Consider the following 19,856-nt stretch of genomic DNA (forward strand, 5'->3'; position numbering starts at 1 on the left):
GCGCACCAGCGGCGGTGACGGGAGTACACCGTCTGCCAAGGGCCGAAGCGATCGGGCAGGTCACGCCAGGGACAGCCAGTGCGCACCCGCCAGCGCACCGCGTCCACGATCAACCGGTGGTCACTCCAGCGCCCACCACGGCGTGGGGTGCAGTCAGGCAGCAAGGGCTCCAGCAGCGCCCACTCGGCGTCCTTGAGGTCATGCCGTTCGTCAGCGGCCACGTCGGGGTACTACCCCGATCGCTGATCCGTCAGACACGGCCTAGTCGGGCACAAACCCGAAGGGTGACGTTGACGAGGAGGTTGGACGGCGGCCCTCAAGAGCCTCCTGCGCTGCCAAGGCGTCGCGCAACGCGGCGCAGCAACTTCATCAGCAGGTCAGCGAGCTGGATGACCTCAGCGGCCTCGACGGGGTCGTCGAAGCTGACCGTGCGGTGGCTCGAGGGGTTCTTGAAGGTGCCGATGGCGCCCATAAACAGGTTCATGGTGGCCACCTGCTCCCCGCCTTCGGCTGAGGTGTCCGTCAACGGCCCGCGGTCCTTGGCGAAGGCCTCCTGCATGAGCTTCGTGCCGATCAGGGACTGATTCAGCCCTGATAGCCGGCGCACCTCCACCTCCACCTGCTTCATGGCTGCGAACGCCGCAGTCTCGTAATCCCCGAGGCCGAAGATTGGGCGAGCCTTCGCGGCAATCACGGGGTCGAGGTCAGTCGTCAGCAGGTTTGCAGCGTTGATGGCGGCCATCGGTGCCGTGGCGCCTAGCGCGGCTCGTCCCTCCCGGGTGACGCGCATCCATTCCGAGGGCGTGTTCTGCTCGTGCGGCCCCAGGAAGCCCTGAGCTACGAGCCACGCCCACGCGTCGGAGAGGCGCCGCATCAGGTCCCGGTAATCGCGCTCCTGGTGCAGTGCCGGATCGGCTCCGCGCAGCAGGCTGTTGATGTTCGGCTGGTCACCTTTCGAGAGCTGACGCAGTAGCTCCAGCGCCAGCTCTGGAGTGCCCAAGGTGCGCAGCAGACGGATGGGAACCGGCGGAAGGTAGGTCATCGGCCCACGGTAGGGAGGAGTACCGACCGTGAGGGGTCGTCCTTCATCCCGCGCAAGCCGGTGTCCTTCCAAGGGTGAGGAAAGACGAACCGCTATTGGCGCACCTTCGCTCCTGACCAGGATCCCCGTATGGATCGGACCGATGGACCGAAGGTCTCCTCAACCCCGTCACGCATCGCCGGCAGCGCGGTGCTGGTCGTCGCAGTCGGGATCGCTGCCCGGGCGGCTCGATCTCCGCCTAGGCGGCCACTTCTCCCTCTGATGGTCGCCATTCGCGTCATCCCTCAGCTTGCAGGCGGGGTGGACGAACACCGGGTTCGGACACGGCTAGGCATCTGCAACGCGCATGCAGCCCATGACGTCATGCTCGTGACCCCAGCCGGACTGATGAAGGAGTGCCGATGCGTCGTCGCACAGCTCTGCCAGCGGTGGTGGTGCTCGCATGCGCTGTTGCCAGCTCAGGTTGCTCCTCGTCTGGGTCGCGGCTCTCGCTGGATGACGGCACGGCGGTCTTCGTCGGGGCGAAGTACAGCGGTGACGTCCCCGCGATCGGTGTTCCCGGCACCATCGTCCAGCTCGACGGCGGCTGCTGGGGACTCGATGACGGAGGGTCGGATCCGGACGTCCTCGTCTTGGAGCACGGCACGACCGTTTCCGAGGACGGCGGCGGCGTGGTCACCCCGGATGGGGTTGAGCTGCACGTCGGTGATGACATCTATGGGGGCAGCGGTGGAGGCGGTATCGCCGACAACGGCCTCGTGGAGCAGTGGCGCGAGGAGCTGCCGGCGTGTTTCTCAGGACGGGGGCTCGCGGCGGTGAGCTACATCGATCCATTGGAGCCGTAGCCGGCCACCGGTTCGCTCCGGTGCTGGATCACTCCTGCTCGGGTCGGCATCTGGCTGACCACCGATGACCGCCCGCTGCGTCGCACCTCGCGGCTCCGAGCCGTCGCGGGCGCCGTCCGTCGCAGATGGAATCGCTGCCCGGTCAGCGTCTCGCTGACCATCGACGAGTGACACAACATCGCCGCTGACGTACTAGCTCGGCCGCCAGCGCGCGGTCGTCGGTCGTTCGTACACGTCACACCCCGACCCCGTCTCCCACTTGGGGGGGCCGACACGCCCACCAAGATCCCCGAGCGAGGGGGACTCGGTATGGAAGATCGCGAGGACTGCTCCACCCGCATCAGCGTCGAACCCCTGGCGCGCAACGAAAGGGCCCGCGCCCGTGACCCACCAGCTGCACCACCCCGCCACCCACGCGACCGAGCCGCGTCGCGACGCTCAGCCCGCGCCGCGGCGCCGCCGGGCGAGCCTGGCGCGCCGGGTGGGTGCTCTGTCCACCGCCGGCCTGGTCGCCGGTCTGCTGCTGCCGGCCCTTCCCGCTCCCGCCTGGGCCACGCCACCCCCGGCCTACAAGACCTACACCCTGGCCACCGGGCTCACCAGTCCGCTCGGGCTTTATGGCGACTTCAGTGTGGGCAACACCGCGTACTACAACGTCCAGGTCCACAACGGTGACCTCTACATCACCGGCGATTACCTCACGCGCATCAAGGCGTCAGGGGGACAAGCCGATTTCTTCAACTTCGGCTATGTCTCTGACATCGCCTTCGACTCCGCCGGCAACGCCTACATCGCCTCAGCGGACCGGAACGTGGTCTACAAGACCAACCCGGACCTGTCCAACCCCGTCATCTTCGCTGGCACCCTCACCACTGCCGGCGACGCGAGCACGGGCACAGGGCTCCTCAACCAGCCGTCGGCCTTGGCGATCGACGGCTCCAACAACGTCTACGTCGCCTCACCGGCGAACTACGGCTCCGATCCTGGCGGCAGCGAGGTCGCCAAGGTCACCCCTGCAGGGACCATGACCCGGTTCGTCGGGGTGCAAGACCCTGCCAGTCTCGCATTCGACGGCGCCGGCAACCTGCTGGTCGCCGACACGAGCAACAACCAGATCGTCAGCGTCAACTCGGCCGGAACGAGCTCCGTGCTGGTCGGGACCGGGTCTGCGGCGACCACGGTGCCGCCCGGGAACACCAGCTCGACCAACGACCCCATCCGCTTCCCAACCAGCCTGGACGTCGCCCCCAACGGCGACCTCCTCATCGGGGGCCAGGGCGCGGTCTGGCGCGTCGAGCACGGGACCACGACAGTGGACTGGCTCACCGGAACCCTCAACGACAGTGCTGCGGTCACCCCCGGCGCCACCTCTCAGACCAACGGGATCGGACAGGTCCGGGGTGTTGCTGCCTACAGGGGCGGCATCGTCGTCAGCGAGGTCGACGGTGCCAACCGCGGGCAGGTGCGCTCCCTGGCGCTGCCGCCGTCGGCCGCCCCGAGCGGGATCAGCGCAGTCGCGGGCCCGCGGCGGGCGGCGGTCTCCGTCCTCTCCACCGACACCGGTGGCTTGCTTCCCCGGTACACGGTCACGGCCTCACCCGGCGGCCAGAGCTGCACCACGTCCACCGTGCAGGGCACCTGCAACGTCACCGATTTGACGGTGGGCACGTCCTACACCTTCACCGCGACCCAGGCCACCCAGGCCGGCACCGGCACAGCGGCCTCGACCGTCTCCAACGCGGTCATCCCCCTGGCCGCCGTTCCGGGGGTGCCGACCGCGGTGGCGGCCACCGCCGGCAACGCCAGCGCCAACCTCACCTGGACCGCGCCGGCCGACAACGGCGGCGCGGCGATCACCGGGTACACCGTCACCTCCACCCCCGGAAGCCTGACGTGCACCAGCACCACCACCGCCTGCACGGTCTCCGGGCTGACCAACGGCACCGCGTACACCTTTAGGGTGAAGGCCACCAACAGCGCCGGCACCAGTAACTTCTCGGTGGCGTCGGCCTCGGTCAGCCCGGTGGCGCCCCCGCCCTCGGCTGGCCCCAGCCTGCTGGCCCAGCAGATCACCACCACCGCCCCGGCGACGCTGGCGCTGACCTCGCGCACCGCGGCGCTGAACGCCGTCGCCTCCGGCGCCGGCAAGCTCACCTACTCCACCTCCTCAGCCGGGGTGTGCACCGTGGACGCCTCCGGGGTGGTCAGCGCAGTCAAGGCCGGGACCTGCACCATCACCATCACCGCCGCCGCCGCCGCCACGCACTCCGCGGCGACCAAGAACGTGGACATCACCATCACCGCCGAGCAGACCGTGACCGCAGCTCTGCCGGCCGGGCCGCAGCGCTTCGCGGGCGCCGACCGGGTCGCGACGTCGGCGGACATCGCCGCCAAGGTCTTCACCACCCCCGCACCCGGCACATCCCGTGACGTCGTCATCGCCACCGCCGGGTCCTTCGCCGACGCCCTGGCCGGGACCCGCCTGGCCGGGCAGGTCGGTGGCCCGCTGCTGCTGACCAACGGCAACACCCTGTCCCCCGAGGCCGCTGAGCAGGTCAAGCGCCTGGTCGCCGCCGGCGGCACCGTGTACGTCCTGGGTGGGGACGCCGCGGTCTCGGATGCGGTGGCCAAGGCCACCGGTGACCTCGTCACCGGTGACACCCTCGTCCGCGTCGGCGGGGCCAACCGCTTCGAGACCGCCGCGATGGTCGCCGATGCCACGGTCAAGCGCTCCGGGGACGTCGGCCCGATCTACCTGGTCACCGGCAAGGACTTCGCCGACGGGGTCTCCGTGGGTGCCTACGCCCAGTCCACCGGTGGTGTGGTGCTGCTGACCGACGGGGACAAGATGCCCGCGGCGACGGCGAAGTACCTCGCTGACCACGACCCGAAGGGTGACCGGGCGGTCGCGATTGGTGGGCCGGCCAAGGCCGCCGCCACCAGCGCCGGGCTGACCGGCGCTGCGAGCAGGGCGATCGTCGGGGCGGACCGGTTCGACACCTCCGCCAAGCTCGCCGCGGCGATGACCAAGAGCTCGACGTCCTCGAGCACCGCCTCGACGACGGTCGCCTCGGCTGGTCTCGCCGGCGGGGCGTCCTGGCCCGATGCCCTGGCGGGGTCTGCGGCGATGGCCGCCCTTGGTGGGCCGTTGCTGCTGACCCCGACCGGGTCGGAGACCGTGCCGGCCTCGACGGCGTCGGCGCTGAGCGGGTTGGACGCCAAGCGGGTGCTGGTCTTCGGTGGCACCTCGGTCATCCCGGCCAAGGCCTACGACAAGGCCGGGGCACTGCTGGACAGCTGACCTTCCACCGCGACGCGCGATGGCCCTTCACCCCTCGGGTGGGGGGCCATCGCCGTGTCAGATGGGGACCGCTGACCGCACGCGGCGTACCTCCACGCGGAGGCCGGCGACCGACGCCGCGCCATCTGTCGCAGAGCGGATAGCTGGGCGATAGGGCATCAACGCCGCTGAGCATTTACCTGATCGTTACGACTGAGGAAGCGACGCCCCGCCAAGGTCTGACGGCCGCCCAAGATCACCCCAACTAGGCCAGATGCAGCGGCCAGGATCGCGATCAGGCGCCATGGGCCGCCGTCACTGAGAGGGCCGATCACCTGCCCGATGAGCATGATGGCCAGGCCGAGGTTGAGCAGGACGGCGACGTACTGGGAGAGGTATAAGCGAGCCAACTCGGTCGCGTCCTGAGATAGCGCGGTCGGAACCTGTGAGCCGCTCAGGAAGTGACGTGTGAGCTCGCGCCGTTGCCGGTTGGTGAGGTGCTGCACCGATTGACGGAGAAGCCCGAGGCGCCGGTATTGCTTGAACGACAGCAGCAGGGCAAAGATTATCAAGATGCCACCGACGGCGACGAGGGCGATGTCCACAAGCGCTCGCTTTCCTGAGATCCGACCGCAGAGGATCACGTCGCGCACGCGGTGCACAACCGCCGACCACGTCAAGCAGTCGGGTGGACCAGAGGTCAGGCAGCGCAGAAGCGTTTCCCAGGCGGACCGCCCAACGGAGAGCGGTCGGACTGCCGGCGGCCGACGTCGTCACGCCGCGTGCTCAAGTCTCATTTGCCCTGTTCGGTGGTGTGTCTCACCTCGGTGCGGCGAACGAGACGAGCGGCGGGCGTCTTCCCGCAGGTGCTGGGAATAGCTGTAGGGCGGAGCAAGATATACGGAGTGGTGACCCACTCCGGTTGCCTGCGGCGGGTCTTCCCGACCGGCGCGGTCGGAAAGAAGACGCCTCGCGGACTCCTCAGCGGCTGACGAGCCGATTCGCCGGCACAGCCGCCGATGGGCGCGGGCAACCGGGGCCGGTCGCATGGCGTGCCACCGCAGGCGTCTGTCCACAGGCGTGTGCACGAGGGTGCGTTGTCCACAGATTCACTGTGACTCAGCGACTTCGGGCGGTGCGGCCCGGACGCTCCGCCGATGCGCCACCGGAGCAAAGCCGAGAAACAGAAGACCCCCGACTTCCGGCCTGTTTCGGCGAGCACGCGTCAGCAAGCTGAGCCGCACGGACGAGGTTGACAGTGTCCAGCATCGCCAAGCGCTCCGACGGCATGTGGCGCGCCAGGTTTCGCGACGAGGACGGCAAGGAGCGCTCGCGCCACTTCCGCCGCAAGGTCGAAGCCCAGCGCTGGCTGGACGAGGTGACGACCGCCGTCGTCACCGGCCAGTACGTCGACCCCACGGCCGCCCAGACGACCCTGGCCGAGTTCTACGCCGCGTGGTCCGAGCGGCAGGTGTGGGCGCCCAACACCGCCCGCGCCGTCGACATCGCCGTCAGGACCTGCACCTTCCGCGACCTCCCGCTGGGCCGCCTGCGGCGCAGCCACGTCGAGTCCTGGGTCGCTGGCATGCGCAAGCAGGGCCTGGCACCGGGCACCATCCGCACCCGGCGCAACAACGTGCGCTCGGTCCTACGCGCCGCCGTCCTCGACCGGTATCTCGTCTCAGACCCCAGCGCTGGCGTGACGCTGCCGCGGCTGCGTCGGGCCGAGGCGGCAATGCGCCTCCCCGCCCCGCAGGAAGTGGCGGCCGTGCTCGCCGCCGCGGCTGAGCCCGAGACTCGCGTGATGGTCCTGCTCGCTGCGGGTGCGGGGCTGCGCCTCGGGGAGCTGTGCGGCCTGCAGGTGGCCGACGTCGACTTCCTGCGCCGGACCATCCGCGTGCGGCGCCAGCTCACGCGGGCAACCGGGGGAGCCCTCGTCGAGAGCCCGCCGAAGTACGGCAGCGAGCGCGACGTCCCCGTGCCTGACGCCCTGCTCGAAGCCGTCGCGCGATACGTCCAAGAACACCGTCCGGGCAACCAGCCGACCCGGTGGCTGTTGACCGAAGGCGGGGGAGCGCCGCTGACCCAGAACATCGCCAGCGACCGCTGGCGTCGGGCCCGCCGCGGAGCCGGTGTCACCGGCATGCGCCTGCACGACCTGCGCCACTACTTCGCCTCGGGGCTCATCGCGGCCGGCGTCGACGTCGTCGCCGTCCAGCGGGCCCTCGGTCACCGCAGCGCGAGCGTCACGTTGAACACCTACAGCCACCTCTGGCCGAGCGCGGAGGACCGCACGCGGGCCGCGCTGGCGGGTCTGCTCGACGACCTCGCCAGCGCTGCTCCCCGCGCCGAGATTCCTGCGGACCAACTGCGGACTAAGCGCCTCTGAAAACGCTCTGACCTGCAGCGATGCAGGTCAGCCAGACTTGCGGCGGAACTCCTGGCGGGCGGTGGCGCCACCGCGGCCGTGGAGGTTCTTGCCCCCCTGCACCTCGTCGTGGGGGTGCTTCACGCCTTGCTTGCGCTCCAGGGCCTCCTTGAAGCGCCGCTTCTGCGCTTCCGCGGCGGTCTCGCCGGTCGCTGCGTCGTCGTGGGCTGCATCGGTGGGCTCAGGCACGTCGTCCTCCTGGTGGGCGTCGGGTGCTGGCCGCCCCATCCTCGCGCGCCCTGTGACGCGCGGTCACGGGGGTTTCCCCAGCGCCTCGGGGCGCGCCCACCGACGGGTGCACGGCAGGACGACGGCGGCGGGGGACGCCGGGGCGCCTCGCTAGGGTGGGCGACCATGCGCATCGGAGTTCTCACCGGGGGCGGCGACTGCCCCGGCCTCAACGCCGTCATCCGTGCTGCCGTGCTGAAGGGCACGGACACGTACGGGTTCGAGTTCGTGGGCTTCCGCGACGGCTGGAAGGGCCCGATCGAGGGGCTCACCACGCCGCTCGACCGCTCCGTCGTGGAGCACATCCTCCCCGTGGGCGGCACGATCCTCGGCTCGTCCCGCACCAACCCGGTCAAGATGGAGGGCGGGGTCGACGCGATCCGCGCCACCATGGCCCGCCTCGAGATCGACGCCCTGCTCGCGATCGGCGGCGAGGACACCCTCGGCGTGGCCACGCACCTGCACAGCCAGGGCATCAAGGTGGTCGGCGCCCCCAAGACCATCGACAACGACCTGTCGGCCACCGACTACACGTTCGGCTTCGACACCGCCGTGCAGATCGCCGTGGACGCCTGCGACCGCCTGGCCACCACCGGCGCCAGCCACCACCGCGCCATGATCGTGGAGGTCATGGGGCGCCACGCGGGCTGGATCGCCCTGCACACCGGCATGGCCGCCTCGGCCCACGTCACGCTGCTGCCCGAGCAGGAGTACGACGCCGACGAGGTCGCCGCGACCATCGCCAAGGTCGCCGAGCGCGGCGAGGCCCCGCTCGTCGTCATCTCCGAGGGCGCCATCGCCGCCGGCGGCGACGTCACCCACACCGGCGCCGAGCTCGACGCGTTCGGCCACGTGCAGCTCAAGGGCGCCGGCGAGGCGCTCGAGCGCATCCTCAACGAGAAGCTGCCCGACCTGCCCACCCGCGTCACGGTGCTCGGCCACCTGCTGCGCGGCGGCACCCCCACCGCCTACGACCGCATCCTGGGCACCCGCTCGGGCCTGTCGGCCGTCACCGCCATCGCCGAGGGCAACTTCGGCACCATGGCGGCGCTGCGCGGCACCGAGGTGGTGCAGGTGCCGCTGGCCGAGGCCACCGGCGAGCTGAAGACCGTGAGCAAGGCCCGCATCGACGAGCTGGCGCACGTCTCCGGCTGAGACCACCGGTCCCGCTGACGGGCCGTCCCTGCCGCCGATCAGGCGGTGGTGGCGGCCCGTCCGCCGTCCGGGCGGATGACGACGACGGGCGGCGGCGGAAAGGTGGTGGACGCGCCCGTACCCTGGACGGCTGTGAGCACCACGACGCAGCCCGGCGCCGTCCCGCCCGCCTCCTCGCCGAAGGGGACGCCGGCCGGCGTGGCCTACCGCTCCGCCCTCGACGCGCTCGCCGCGCCCAACGGCGCCGTGGCCGACCTGCCCGCGCAGCTGCCCGCGGCGCAGCAGCCCGAGTGGGACGAGGCCGAGCTGGCCGCCGTCGTCGCCGAGCTGTCCACGCTGCCGCCGCTGGTCTTCGCCGGCGAGTGCGACGCCCTGACCGACCGCCTCGCGGCTGCCGCCACGGGCCGCGCCTTCGTGCTGCAGGGCGGTGACTGCGCGGAGACCTTCGCTGACGCCACCGCCGACTCCATCCGCAAGCGGATGCGCACCATCCTGCAGATGGCGGTGGTGCTCACCTACGCGGCGAGCACCCCGGTGGTGAAGATCGGGCGCCTGGCCGGCCAGTTCGCCAAGCCCCGCTCCAGCGGCTCCGAGACCCGGGACGGCGTGACGCTGCCGGCCTACCGCGGTGACGCCGTCAACGACTTCGCCTTCACCCCCGAGGCGCGCCGCAACGACGCGACCCGGCTGCTCAAGGCCTACCACGCGTCGTCGGCCACGCTGAACCTCGTCCGCGCCTTCACCACCGGTGGTGAGGCGGACCTGCGCCAGGTGCACACCTGGAACAAGGGCTTCGCCCGCAACGCCGCCAACGCCCGCTACGAGGCCACCGCGCGCGACATCGAGCGCGCCATCTCCTTCATGGAGGCGTGCGGCGCCTACAGCGACGAGCTGCTGGGCCGGGTGGAGTTCTACTCCAGCCACGAGGCGCTGCTGCTGCCGTACGAGCGCGCGCTCACCCGCACCGACTCCCGCACCGGCAAGCTGTACGACGTCTCGGCGCACTACCTGTGGATCGGTGAGCGCACCCGCCAGCTCGAGGGCGCCCACGTGGACCTCCTCTCCCGCGTGCGCAACCCCATCGGCGTGAAGCTCGGCCCCACCACCACCAAGGACGAGGTGCTCGGCCTCGTGGACAAGCTGGACCCCCAGCGCCGCCCTGGCCGCCTCACCTTCATCACGCGCATGGGCGCGGGCAAGATCCGCGACAAGATGCCCGCCGTGGTCGAGGCCGTCGCCGACTCCGGCGCGCAGGTGGTGTGGACGTGCGACCCCATGCACGGCAACACCATCACCAGCCCGTCCGGCTACAAGACGCGCCGCTTCGACGACGTCATCGACGAGGTCCGCGGCTTCTTCGAGGTGCACAACTCGCTGGGCACCATCCCCGGCGGTCTGCACGTGGAGCTGACCGGCGGAGACGTCACCGAGGTGCTCGGCGGCCACCAGGACATCGTCGACTCCGACCTGTCGACGGCGTACGAGTCGCTGTGCGACCCGCGCCTGAACCACCAGCAGTCCCTGGAGATGGCGTTCCTCGTGGCCGAGATGCTGCAGGAGCGCTCCGCCTGATGGCGTCCAGCACGTCGGGGGCCGCCGGGGCCAGCGGCTACGGGGCGGCAGCCCCGGCTGACCGGCCTCCCGTCCGCGTCGACCTCCGCTCGGACACGCTGACCCGGCCCACGCCGGCGATGCGCCGGGCGGTGGCCGAGGCGGAGGTCGGGGACGACGTCTACGCCGAGGACCCGACCACCACCGCCCTCGAGGCCAGGGTCGCGGAGCTGCTCGGCCACGAGGCGGGCCTGTTCACGCCGTCCGGCTCGCTGGCCAACGTGCTCGGCGTGCGGCTGCTGGTGGAGCCCGGCGAGGAGCTGCTCTGCGACGCCCGCGCCCACGTGGTGCGCGCCGAGCTGGGCGCCCACGCCGTCACCTCCGGGGTCACCACGCGCACGTGGGACTCCTCCCGGGGCCTCCTCGACGACGACGCGGTCGACCGCGTGGTCGCGATGATGACGCCGGACGCCGGCCCGCACCTGGTGTCCACTGCGGCCGTCGCCGTGGAGGACACCCACAACTTCGGCGGCGGCAGCGTGCAGCCGCTGGCCGCGCTGCACCGGCTGCACGAGCAGGCCTCGGCGGCGGGGGTGGCCCTCCACCTGGACGGCGCACGGCTGTGGAACGCGGCCGTCGTCCAGGGCGCGGAGCACCCCGGCGGCTGGCAGGGCGTGGTGCGCGAGGTCGGCGGGATGGTCGCCACCGCGTCGGTGTGCCTGTCCAAGGGCCTGGGCGCCCCGGTCGGGTCCGTGCTGGTCAGCTCGCAGGAGAACATCGCCAGGGCGCGCACGTGGCGCAAGCGGGTGGGCGCCGGCATGCGCCAGACCGGTCTGCTCGCAGCCGCGGGCCTGCACGCGCTGGACCACCACGTCGAGCGGCTCGCCGACGACCACGCCCGCGCCCGCCGCCTCGCCGAGGCCGCCGCCGCGGCGCGTCCCGGGTGCACCGACCCGGCGGCCGTGGACACCAACATCGTGGTGCTGGACGTCGACGACGCGCGCGCCCTCGTGCTCGCCGCCGCCGAGCGGGGCGTCGGCCTGTCGGCGCTCGGCCCGCGCACGGCCCGGCTGGTCACCCACCTCGACGTCGACGACGACGGCGCAGACCTGGCCGCGTCCGTCCTCAGCGAGCTGCTCAGCCGCTGACGGGAGCGGCGGCGCTGGGCGCGCTGGTCGCGCTCAGCCGACGAGGAGCGTGACGCTCGACCCTGGCGCCACCGACGTGCCCGCTGCGGGCTGCTGGTTCTGGACGGTGTTGCCGAACCAGACCCGCTGCTCGGTGACCTCCAGGCCCTGACCCTCGAGGATGCCGCGGGCCTCGTCGAGGGACTTGCCGCGCACCTCCTGCACGGCCACCTGCGACGGGCCGTCGGAGATGACGAGGTCCACCGCGTCGCCGCGGTGCAGCTGGTCACCGGAGGGGGCCGGGGTGGCCGAGATGACCGCGTCCTTGGGGACCGTGTCGTCGTTCTTCCGATCGGCCTTGCCGACCTTCAGCCCGGCGTCGGTGATCTCCTTGGTGGCGTCCGCGACGGACTTGCCCTGCAGGTCCGCGGGGGCGGTGATCGGCTCGCGGCCCTTGGAGAGGGTGAAGCCGACCTCGGTGCCAGCCGCCAGCGGCGGCACGTTGAGGCCCCACTGCTGGCGCACGACGAGGCCCTCCGGCACCGTCTCGGACCAGTCCTGGGTGACCTTGCCGGCCGCCAGGCCGGCGTCCTCGAGGGCCTTGCGGGCGGCGTCCTCGTCCTCGCCGACCAGGTCCGGCACCTGCCGCAGCTGTGCGCCCTGGGAGACCACGAGCGTGACGGCCGAGCCCTTGTCGACGCGCGTGCCCGCGGGTGGGCTCGTGGAGACGACGCCTCCGACGGCGACGTCGTCGCGGTAGACGTACTCGACCTGGGAGGTCAGCTCGCGGGAGCGCAGGGTCTGCTCCGCGGAGGTCTGGGTGCCGGGGACCACGTTGGGCACCACGAGCTTGCTCAGCGGCCCGGCCGTGTAGGCCCACACGGCGGCGCCGCCGCCGGCGAGGAGCACCGCGACCAGCGCGGCCACCAGCACCAGCAGCAGCCGGCGCCGGCTGCGGCGCTCACCCGCGGCGGGACGGCGGCGCTCGTCGTCGTCATCGTCGGACAGGCCGAGCGGGCCCGAGCCGGCGGGCGAGGGCCGGGGGAGGGAGCGGGTGGCGCTGCGCTCGGCCTCCCGCAGCTCGGCGCGGGTCTCGGCGCGCGTGGGCTGCGCGGGGACGGCCGCCGCGTCGCGCAGCTCGCTGACCGGCAGCGCCACCACGTGGTCGCGGCCGTGGACGCGGGTGCCCTCGGCCAGCGCGGCCGCGGCCTCGCCCTGCGGCACGAGCGCGGGCGGCGCGTCCAGCACGGCGTCGGGCAGGGAGTCGCGCAGGTCGCGGACCAGGTCGAGCATGACGCCGGCGTCGCGGGGGCGGCGGTCCGGCTCGCGGTCGGTGGCGCTCGCCACCAGCTCGTCCACACCGGGCGGCAGGCCCGGGCGGACCTCGGAGACCGGCGGGACGTCCTGGCTGACGTGCCGGAACGCCACCTGCGCGGGAGCGCCGCCCGCGAACGGGGCGCGCCCGGTGAGCAGCTCGTAGAGCACCACGCCGGCGGCGTAGACGTCGGCGCGCTCGTCGGAGGCGCCGTCCAGCACCAGCTCCGGCGCGAGGTAGCCCACGGTGCCGATGAGGGTGCTCGTGGCGCCGCCCGTGGCCGTGGTGGCGGCGCGCGCCAGGCCGAAGTCGGCCACGCGGAGGCGGCCGTCGTCGCCGACGAGCACGTTCTCGGGCTTGACGTCGCGGTGCACCAGCCCGGCGGCGTGCGCGGCGGCCAGGCCGTCGAGCACCTCCTCGATGAGGTCCAGGGCGTCGCCGAGGGTCAGCGGGGCGGAGGCGGCCACCAGGTCGCGCAGGGTGCGGCCGGGGATGTACTCCATGGCCAGGTACACGGTGCTGTCGCTGGCGCCCTGGTCGTAGACGGACACCACGCCGGGGTGGCTCAGGCGGGCCGCGGACCGGGCCTCGCGCGTGAACCGGGCGACGAAGGAGGCGTCGGCCGCCAGGTGGGTGTGCATCACCTTGAGCGCCACCGGGCGCTCCAGCCGGGTGTCGGTGGCCAGGTAGACCGTGGCCATGCCGCCGCTCGCGATGCGGTCGTGCACCAGGTAGCGGCCGTCGATGAGGCGCCCGACGAGGGGGTCCTTCACCGCGGTCGCCACGCCAGCGAGTCTACGGTCGCCCTCCGCCGCGGGTGGCCGTCTCTCCACAAGCGGTCGGTGGCAGGCTCTGGGCCGTGGCTGACACGTCCGAAGAGCTGGAGCTGCTGTCCTCGCTGGTGCCCGACGACGGTTGGCTGACCGTGCCCGACATCGTCGAGAGGCTGGACAGCGACGTGCCGAAGGTGCGCCGCATGCTCGACGAGCGCCTCCTCCTCGGCGTGCGCCGCGGGTCCCCGAAGGTCCTGCAGGTGCCGACGGTGCTGGTGGAGCCCGAGCCGATGGTCAGCCTCCCGGGCACGCTGACGGTGCTCTTCGACGCCGGCTTCTCCGACGCCGAGGCCCTGCGGTGGCTGTTCACGCCCGACGAGGCGCTCGGCTGCTCGCCCGTGGAGGCGCTGCGCGCCAACCGCATCGCGCCGGTGCGCCGGCGCGCGCAGGTGCTCGGCTACTGACCGCTCCCCGCGGCGGACGGCCCGGCCCGCTCAGCGGACGGCGCCGGTGACCAGCCAGGCGCCGCCGCGCTCGCGGGGGACGAGGGTGGCCAGGCGAGCCAGCGTGTAGGCGCCCGCGAAGGCCACCCACAGCCAGACCAGGCCCGTCCGACCGGGATCCACCCACGCCAGCACCGCCAGCGCCAGCGGCGCGTACACCGCGGCCGAGGCGATGCTCGCGCCGGCGAGGTAGCGGCCGTCCCCGGCCCCGATGAGCACGCCGTCGAGCACGAAGACCCACCCCGCCAGCGGCAGGCAGCACGCCAGCACCACGGTGGCGGCGGCCAGCGCCGACCTGACCTCCGGGTCGGGGCTGAAGAGCGCGGCGACCGGCACGGCGAGGACGACGAGCGCCGCGCCCATGACCACGCCCGCTCCCACGCCCCACACCACGAGGCGGCGCACCTGCGCCCGCGCCCCGGCGGCGTCGCCGGCGCCCAGCGCCCGCCCGACCAGCGCCTGCGCGGCGATCGCGAGGGCGTCCAGGGCCAGCGCCGTCGTCGTCCAGAGCACCGTGGCCACCTGGTGGGCGGCGATGCCGGCGTCGCCCTGGCGGGCGGCGACGTAGGTGGTGAGCAGCAGCGCGGCGCGCAGCGCCAGGGTGCGCACCAGCAGCGGGACGCCGTCGCGGGCGCTGCGCAGCACTCCGAGCCCGCGGGGTGCGAGCGCCGTCCACGAGCCGGTCTCGCGGCGGACGCCGCGGACCACGACCGCGGCCAGCCAGGCCGCCATGCCCAGCTGGGTCAGCGCGGTGCCGGCGGCCGACCCCGCCACCCCGAGCCCGGCCCCGACGACGAGCAGCAGGTTCAGCACCGTGTTGACCACGGCGCCCGTGACCGCCACCACCAGCGGGGTGGTGGTGTCCTGCAGGCCCCGCAGCACGCCGGTGGCGGCCAGCACCACGAGCATCCCGGGCAGGCCGGGCAGGCTCCAGTGCAGGTAGGCCAGGGCGTACGGGCGGGCCTCGGGGGAGGCGCCGAGCGCGTCCACCAGCAGCCCGCTGGTGGCGAAGGCCAGCACCGCGACCACCGCACCCAGCCCGAGGGCCAGCCACATGCCGTCGACCCCGGCCTGCAGCGCCGAGCGCAGGTCACCGGCGCCCATCCGCCGGGCGACGGTGGCGGTGGTGCCGTAGGCGAGGAAGACGAACACCGACACCGCGGTGGCCAGCAGCGCCCCGGCCACGCCGAGCCCGGCCAGCGGCAGCACGCCGAGGCGCCCGACGATGGCGGAGTCGGCCAGGAGGAACAGCGGCTCGGCCAGCAGCGCCCCGAGCGCGGGCACCGCCAGGCGCAGGACCTCGCGGTCCTGCGGCCGCAGCGCCCTCACGACGGCGTCACCGACGGGTCACCAGAGGCCGAGCACCTTCCACCAGACCGATCCCAGCACACCCCAGACCAGCAGCAGCGCCAGCCCCATGACGAAGCCGACCCGGAACCACTCCTTCGACGTCACGTACCCCGAGCCGAACACCACCCCCGCCGGGCCCGAGGCGTAGTGGCTGATGCCGCCGAAGAGGTTGCCGACGAAGCCGAGCACGAGGGCGGCCAGCAGCGCCGGGGCCCCGGCGGCGACGGCCGCGCCCAGGAACACCCCGTACATCGCCACGACCTGCGCGGTGTTGGAGGCGAAGAGGTAGTGCACGTAGAAGTACACGAGGGCGAGCGCCACGAGGGCCGTCACCCAGCCCAGCCCGCCGACGGCGCCGCTCACGCTGGCGCCCACCCAGTCGACCACCCCCAGCTGCGCCAGCTGGTCGGCCATGCCCACCAGCACGGCGAAGAAGACCAGCGTCTGCCAGGCGGAGCTGTTGGCCGCCAGCTGCTTCCACGACAGCACGCCGGTCACCAGGAGCAGGCTGACCCCGAGGAAGGCCGCGGCGGTGGCGGAGAAGCCGATCTCGGCGCCCAGGCACCACAGCACGAGCAGCAGGCCGAAGACGGCGATCATGACGACCTCCCGGCGGGAGGTGCCGCCGAGGCGCGCCAGCTCCGCGCGGGCCTCTGCGGGGGCGTCCGGCGTCTCCCGCAGCGTGGGCCCGTAGACCTTCGCCATCAGCCAGGGCACCAGCGCCAGGCTGGCCAGGCCCGGCACGAGGGCCGCCAGCGCCCAGCCGCCCCACGTGACCTCGACGCCGGCCTTCGCGGCGATGCTCTGGGCCACCGGGTTGCCCGCCATGGCCGTGAGGAACATGGCCGAGGTGACCACGTTGACCTGCACGGACGTCAGCGCCAGGTAGGCGCCGAGGCGCTTGCGGGAGGCGTCGTCGTCGGGCGTGGAGCCCTGGACCCTGCTCAGGGAGGAGATGATCGGGTAGACCACGCCGCCGTTGCGGGCCGTGTTCGACGGCGTCGCGGGGGCCAGCACCAGGTCGGTGAGGGCCAGGCCGTACGACAGGCCCACGCTGGAGCGGCCGAGCCGGGTGATGAACAGCAGCGCGATGCGCCGGCCCAGCCCGGTCACCAGGAAGCCGTCGGCGATGAAGAACGCGGCCACGATGAGCCACACCGTGGAGTTGCTGAAGCCCTGCAGCGCCTCGGTGCCGGGGTCCATGGCGCCGGTGACCATGGCCGCCGTCAGCCCGATGAGCGCCACCGGGGCGCTGGGCAGCGGCTGCAGGATCAGTCCCAGCACCGTGCCGACGAAGATCGCGAGCATGTGCATGCCGCGCGGGTCGACGCCGTCGGGCGGCGGGAGGAAGAACAGGGCGAGGACGACGACGGCGATGACGGCGGTCGAGCGCAGCGCTGCGCGCGAGGGGTGTCGCGGTGCGGGCGGCCCGGCCTCGGGGCTCTTCGCCACGGGCGCGGTGGTGGTCATGTGCCCTGGGTACCCGGGGGCTCCTGGCCCGCTCCACTTGTGGTCGTTGTGATCACTGTGGCGCCGCTCACCCCCCGCCCCCCCCGACCGTGATCATGGGCGGTCGGCCACCTGGAGGTGGCCGACCGCCCATGATCACGGAGAGGGGGAGGGGGTCACCGAGCGGGGAGGGCCTTCCAGCGGGCCATCTCGCGGCGGGCCGCTCGCGCCCGGGCCAGTGCCGGCAGGGCCACCGCCAGGCGGCGCGGCACCGGCACGGACACGCGCTGGGCCAGCACCCGGTAGTCGGCGTCCTCGACGGCGCCGAGGATCCCGCCGTACAGCTCGAAGGCGCAGCGGATGGAGTCGCGGCTGGTCGGGTGGAGCAGGGCGATGCCCGGCTCGGCCTCGCGGTAGACCTTGCGGTTCTCCGCCACCTCGAAGCGCAGCAGCTCCTCCACGCGTCCGTCGAGCGGCGCCTCTGGCCCGGCGCGGCGGCCCGCCTCGAGCAGCTCGCGCGTCACGCCGAACGCGGCCAGGTGCTCGTCCGGCAGGTAGGTGCGGCCCCGGTCGAGGTCCTCGCCGACGTCGCGGATGAAGTTGCTCACCTGGAACGCCTCGCCCAGCAGCTCGGCGCGGTGAGCGGCCTCCGCCTCGGCGCCGGGCAGCGGCTGCAGCACGGGGAGCATCTGCAACCCGATCACGTTGGCCGAGCCGTACATGTAGCCCTGCAGGTCGGCGTAGGTCGGGTAGTGCGTGGTGGTGATGTCGGCGCGCATCGACTCCAGGAACGCCGTCACCGTGCCCAGCGGCACGTCCCAGCGCCGCACGGTGGCGAGCATCGCCCGGCCCACCGGCTCCGTCGGCTGCGCGCGCCCGTCGAGGCTGGCCAGGAACTCGTCGGACCAGGAGACCAGGGCGTCGGGGTCGGGGTCGGTGAGGGAGTCGACGAACTCGTCGGCGTAGCGGGCGAAGCCGTACAGCGCCCACACCCACGGGCGCTTGGCCGGGGGGAGCAGGGCGGTGGCCAGGAAGTACGTCTTGCCGTGCTCGGCGTGCAGGCGGCGGCACTCCAGCAGGTCGGCGCGCAGCTGCGGGTCGGTGATGCCCGCCGCGTCGAGGCTGGCGCTGCCGGCGGGCCGGCGGCGCAGCGACGGGACGGGCGCTGCCGCCCCCGTCGTCGTCGTGCCCAGACCGGTCACCGCCACGCGCGGGAGCGGTAGCGGGGGTCGCGGCCCGTGATGCGCTCCGCGGCCAGGCGACCGGACACCAGCACCATCGGCACCCCGACGCCGGGTTGCGTGCCCGAGCCGGTGAAGACCACGTTCTCGCCCCACAGGTTGCCCGGCCGGAACGGCCCGGTCTGCCCGAAGGTGTGCGAGGAGGCGAACGGGGCCCCGTCGGCCATGCCGCGGGCCTCCCAGTCGAGCGGGGTGGTGATGTCCTCCACCTCGATGCCGTCGCCGAACCCGGGGTAGCCGCGCCGCTCCAGGGTCGAGATCACGTGCTCGCGGTAGCGGGGGGCGACCTCGTTCCAGTCGAGCCCGTGCTTGGCGCCGGCCGACAGGCTCGGAGTGGGGAAGAGCACGTAGTACACGTGGCGCCCGTCCGGGGCCAGGCCCGGGTCGCTGACGGTGGGCGTGGAGACCAGCACGCTCGGGTCGCTCATCAGGCGACCGCCCGTGAGCTCTTCGAAGACCTCCTTCCACGCCCGCCCGAACAGGATCGTGTGGTGGGCGGCGTCGGGGTAGGACGCCTTCGAGCCCGCGAGCATGAGGTAGCAGGACGGCGAGTACACCAGCGGCCGCAGGCGGCGGTGCTTGACGCCGAGCAGGTCCCGGTAGGCCACCGGCAGGTCCGGGTTGAGGACGACGGCGTCCGCCGCGATCCGCTCGCCGTCCGCCGTGATGACCGCGCTGGCGCGGCCCCCGGAGTGCTCCACGCTCTCGACCGTCGTGGAGAAGCGGAACTCGACCCCGTGCGCCGCGGCGGCCGCGGCCATGGCGGAGGGCACCGCGCTCATGCCGCCGCGAGCGGCGAAGACGCCGGCCACGGAGTCCATGTAGGCGATGACCGCGTAGATGGCCAGCGCGTCGTAGGGGGACAGGCCCGCGTACAGCGCCTGGAAGGAGTAGACGCGCTGCAGCCGCTCGTCGCGCAGGTACTGCGCCACCACCGGCGCGAGCTTGGCGAAGCCCTTGCGGCGCAGCAGCGTCAGCAGGTCCGGACGGACCAGGTCGAGCGGGGTGTCGATGTTCCTGTCGATGAAGGTGCGCATCTCCGCGCGGTACAGCTGGGAGACGAACTCCACGAAGCGCCGGTAGCCGGCGGCCTCGTCGGCGCCGCAGACGCGGCGGACCTCCTCGGCCATCTGCTCGGGGTCGGCGTGGACGTCGATCGAGGAGCCGTCGGCGAACCGCGCGCGGTACAGCGGGCTGACCGGCTCCAGCGTCAGCCAGTCGGCCATGTCCTCGCCGAGCGCGTCGAAGCAGTCGGCGATGAGGTCCGGCATCGTCAGCACGGTGGGACCGGTGTCGAAGCGGTAGTCGCCCGCGCCGTCGGGCGCCGGGGCGGTGATGCGGCCGGCGCGCCCGCCGGGGTGCGCCTCGCGCTCCACCACGGTGACCTTGCGGCCGGCGCCGGCCAGCCGCATGGCGGCGGACAGGCCGGCCAGCCCGGCGCCGACGACGACGACGTGGTCGGTCGGCCCGACCACGCCCCGCTGGCGCCCGGGGATGACGGCGTCGGCGGCGCGGCGGAGCGCCACGCCGGGGGAGGTGCTGAGCAGGGGGGACGAGAGCGCGGTCACG

The 19,856-nt window shown here is 73.0% G+C and carries 16 protein-coding genes; 7 read left to right on the plus strand and 9 right to left on the minus strand.

What is annotated here, in order from left to right:
* Nucleotides 1-221: transposase (locus FHN55_RS15335; protein ID WP_139713207.1), on the minus strand; the 221-nt coding region annotated here is incomplete at its 3' end.
* A gap of 95 nt (nucleotides 222-316) precedes the next feature.
* The gene (locus tag FHN55_RS15340) at nucleotides 317-1,042 is read right to left on the minus strand and encodes a TIGR02391 family protein (RefSeq protein ID WP_139713208.1); all 726 of its coding nucleotides are present in this window, start codon (nucleotides 1,040-1,042) and stop codon (nucleotides 317-319) included.
* A gap of 401 nt (nucleotides 1,043-1,443) precedes the next feature.
* On the opposite strand from FHN55_RS15340, the gene FHN55_RS15345 reads away from it, so the two are divergent.
* Together FHN55_RS15345 and FHN55_RS15350 are read left to right on the plus strand one after the other, a co-directional pair.
* The gene (locus FHN55_RS15345) at nucleotides 1,444-1,887 is read left to right on the plus strand and encodes a hypothetical protein (protein WP_218974708.1); all 444 of its coding nucleotides are present in this window, start codon (nucleotides 1,444-1,446) and stop codon (nucleotides 1,885-1,887) included.
* 382 nt (nucleotides 1,888-2,269) lie between these two features.
* Nucleotides 2,270-5,188 (plus strand): cell wall-binding repeat-containing protein, encoded by a 2,919-nt coding sequence (locus FHN55_RS15350; RefSeq protein WP_139713210.1) that lies wholly within the window; start codon nucleotides 2,270-2,272, stop codon nucleotides 5,186-5,188.
* Nucleotides 5,189-5,346: 158 nt separating this feature from the next.
* On the opposite strand, the gene FHN55_RS15355 is transcribed toward FHN55_RS15350, so the two are convergent.
* Nucleotides 5,347-5,820, minus strand: coding sequence for a hypothetical protein (locus tag FHN55_RS15355; protein WP_180357869.1), 474 nt, complete (start codon nucleotides 5,818-5,820; stop codon nucleotides 5,347-5,349).
* Between the two features lie 605 nt (nucleotides 5,821-6,425).
* On the opposite strand from FHN55_RS15355, the gene FHN55_RS15360 reads away from it, so the two are divergent.
* Entirely contained in the window at nucleotides 6,426-7,556 is a 1,131-nt protein-coding gene (locus FHN55_RS15360; RefSeq protein ID WP_139713212.1) for a site-specific integrase, read from the plus strand.
* A 27-nt stretch (nucleotides 7,557-7,583) separates the two neighbouring features.
* Here FHN55_RS15360 and FHN55_RS15365 read toward each other — a convergent pair whose 3' ends face one another.
* Complete coding sequence (locus FHN55_RS15365) at nucleotides 7,584-7,784, minus strand: DUF5302 domain-containing protein (RefSeq protein ID WP_139713213.1); 201 nt, start codon at nucleotides 7,782-7,784, stop codon at nucleotides 7,584-7,586.
* Nucleotides 7,785-7,949: 165 nt separating this feature from the next.
* Here FHN55_RS15365 and FHN55_RS15370 point away from each other — a divergent pair, with 165 nt between their 5' ends.
* The 3 genes from FHN55_RS15370 to FHN55_RS15380 all read left to right on the plus strand — a co-directional run bounded on the left by FHN55_RS15370 (nucleotide 7,950) and on the right by FHN55_RS15380 (nucleotide 11,677).
* Nucleotides 7,950-8,978 (plus strand): ATP-dependent 6-phosphofructokinase, encoded by a 1,029-nt coding sequence (locus FHN55_RS15370; protein WP_139713214.1) that lies wholly within the window; start codon nucleotides 7,950-7,952, stop codon nucleotides 8,976-8,978.
* Between the two features lie 132 nt (nucleotides 8,979-9,110).
* A complete protein-coding gene (locus FHN55_RS15375; protein ID WP_373995743.1) occupies nucleotides 9,111-10,550 on the plus strand; it encodes a class II 3-deoxy-7-phosphoheptulonate synthase in 1,440 nt (479 codons plus the stop codon).
* Complete coding sequence (locus tag FHN55_RS15380; protein ID WP_139713215.1) at nucleotides 10,550-11,677, plus strand: low specificity L-threonine aldolase; 1,128 nt, start codon at nucleotides 10,550-10,552, stop codon at nucleotides 11,675-11,677. The genes FHN55_RS15375 and FHN55_RS15380 overlap by 1 nt, the downstream gene beginning before the upstream one ends.
* 33 nt (nucleotides 11,678-11,710) lie before the next feature.
* Here the strand turns inward: FHN55_RS15380 and pknB are convergent, their stop codons facing one another.
* Nucleotides 11,711-13,756: a Stk1 family PASTA domain-containing Ser/Thr kinase gene (gene pknB / locus FHN55_RS15385; RefSeq protein WP_180357871.1), complete on the minus strand. Its 2,046-nt coding sequence runs from the start codon at nucleotides 13,754-13,756 to the stop codon at nucleotides 11,711-11,713.
* 74 nt (nucleotides 13,757-13,830) lie between these two features.
* On the opposite strand from pknB, the gene FHN55_RS15390 reads away from it, so the two are divergent.
* Nucleotides 13,831-14,208: an Rv2175c family DNA-binding protein gene (locus FHN55_RS15390; RefSeq protein WP_257571041.1), complete on the plus strand. Its 378-nt coding sequence runs from the start codon at nucleotides 13,831-13,833 to the stop codon at nucleotides 14,206-14,208.
* A 30-nt stretch (nucleotides 14,209-14,238) separates the two neighbouring features.
* Here FHN55_RS15390 and FHN55_RS15395 read toward each other — a convergent pair whose 3' ends face one another.
* The 4 genes from FHN55_RS15395 to crtI all read right to left on the minus strand — a co-directional run bounded on the left by FHN55_RS15395 (nucleotide 14,239) and on the right by crtI (nucleotide 19,855).
* Entirely contained in the window at nucleotides 14,239-15,576 is a 1,338-nt protein-coding gene (locus tag FHN55_RS15395) for an MATE family efflux transporter (protein ID WP_218974709.1), read from the minus strand.
* 18 nt (nucleotides 15,577-15,594) lie between these two features.
* On the minus strand, nucleotides 15,595-17,067 hold the full coding sequence (locus FHN55_RS15400; protein WP_139713217.1) for a DASS family sodium-coupled anion symporter: 1,473 nt from the start codon (nucleotides 17,065-17,067) through the stop codon (nucleotides 15,595-15,597).
* Between the two features lie 155 nt (nucleotides 17,068-17,222).
* Entirely contained in the window at nucleotides 17,223-18,254 is a 1,032-nt protein-coding gene (locus tag FHN55_RS15405) for a phytoene/squalene synthase family protein (RefSeq protein ID WP_218974710.1), read from the minus strand.
* Nucleotides 18,245-19,855, minus strand: coding sequence for a phytoene desaturase family protein (crtI, locus tag FHN55_RS15410; RefSeq protein WP_306821815.1), 1,611 nt, complete (start codon nucleotides 19,853-19,855; stop codon nucleotides 18,245-18,247). The genes FHN55_RS15405 and crtI overlap by 10 nt, the downstream gene beginning before the upstream one ends.
* Between the last annotated feature and the right edge of the window lies 1 nt (nucleotide 19,856).

This window comes from Streptomyces sp. NP160, assembly GCF_006335115.1.
Classification (GTDB): Bacteria; Actinomycetota; Actinomycetes; order Actinomycetales; family Quadrisphaeraceae; genus Quadrisphaera.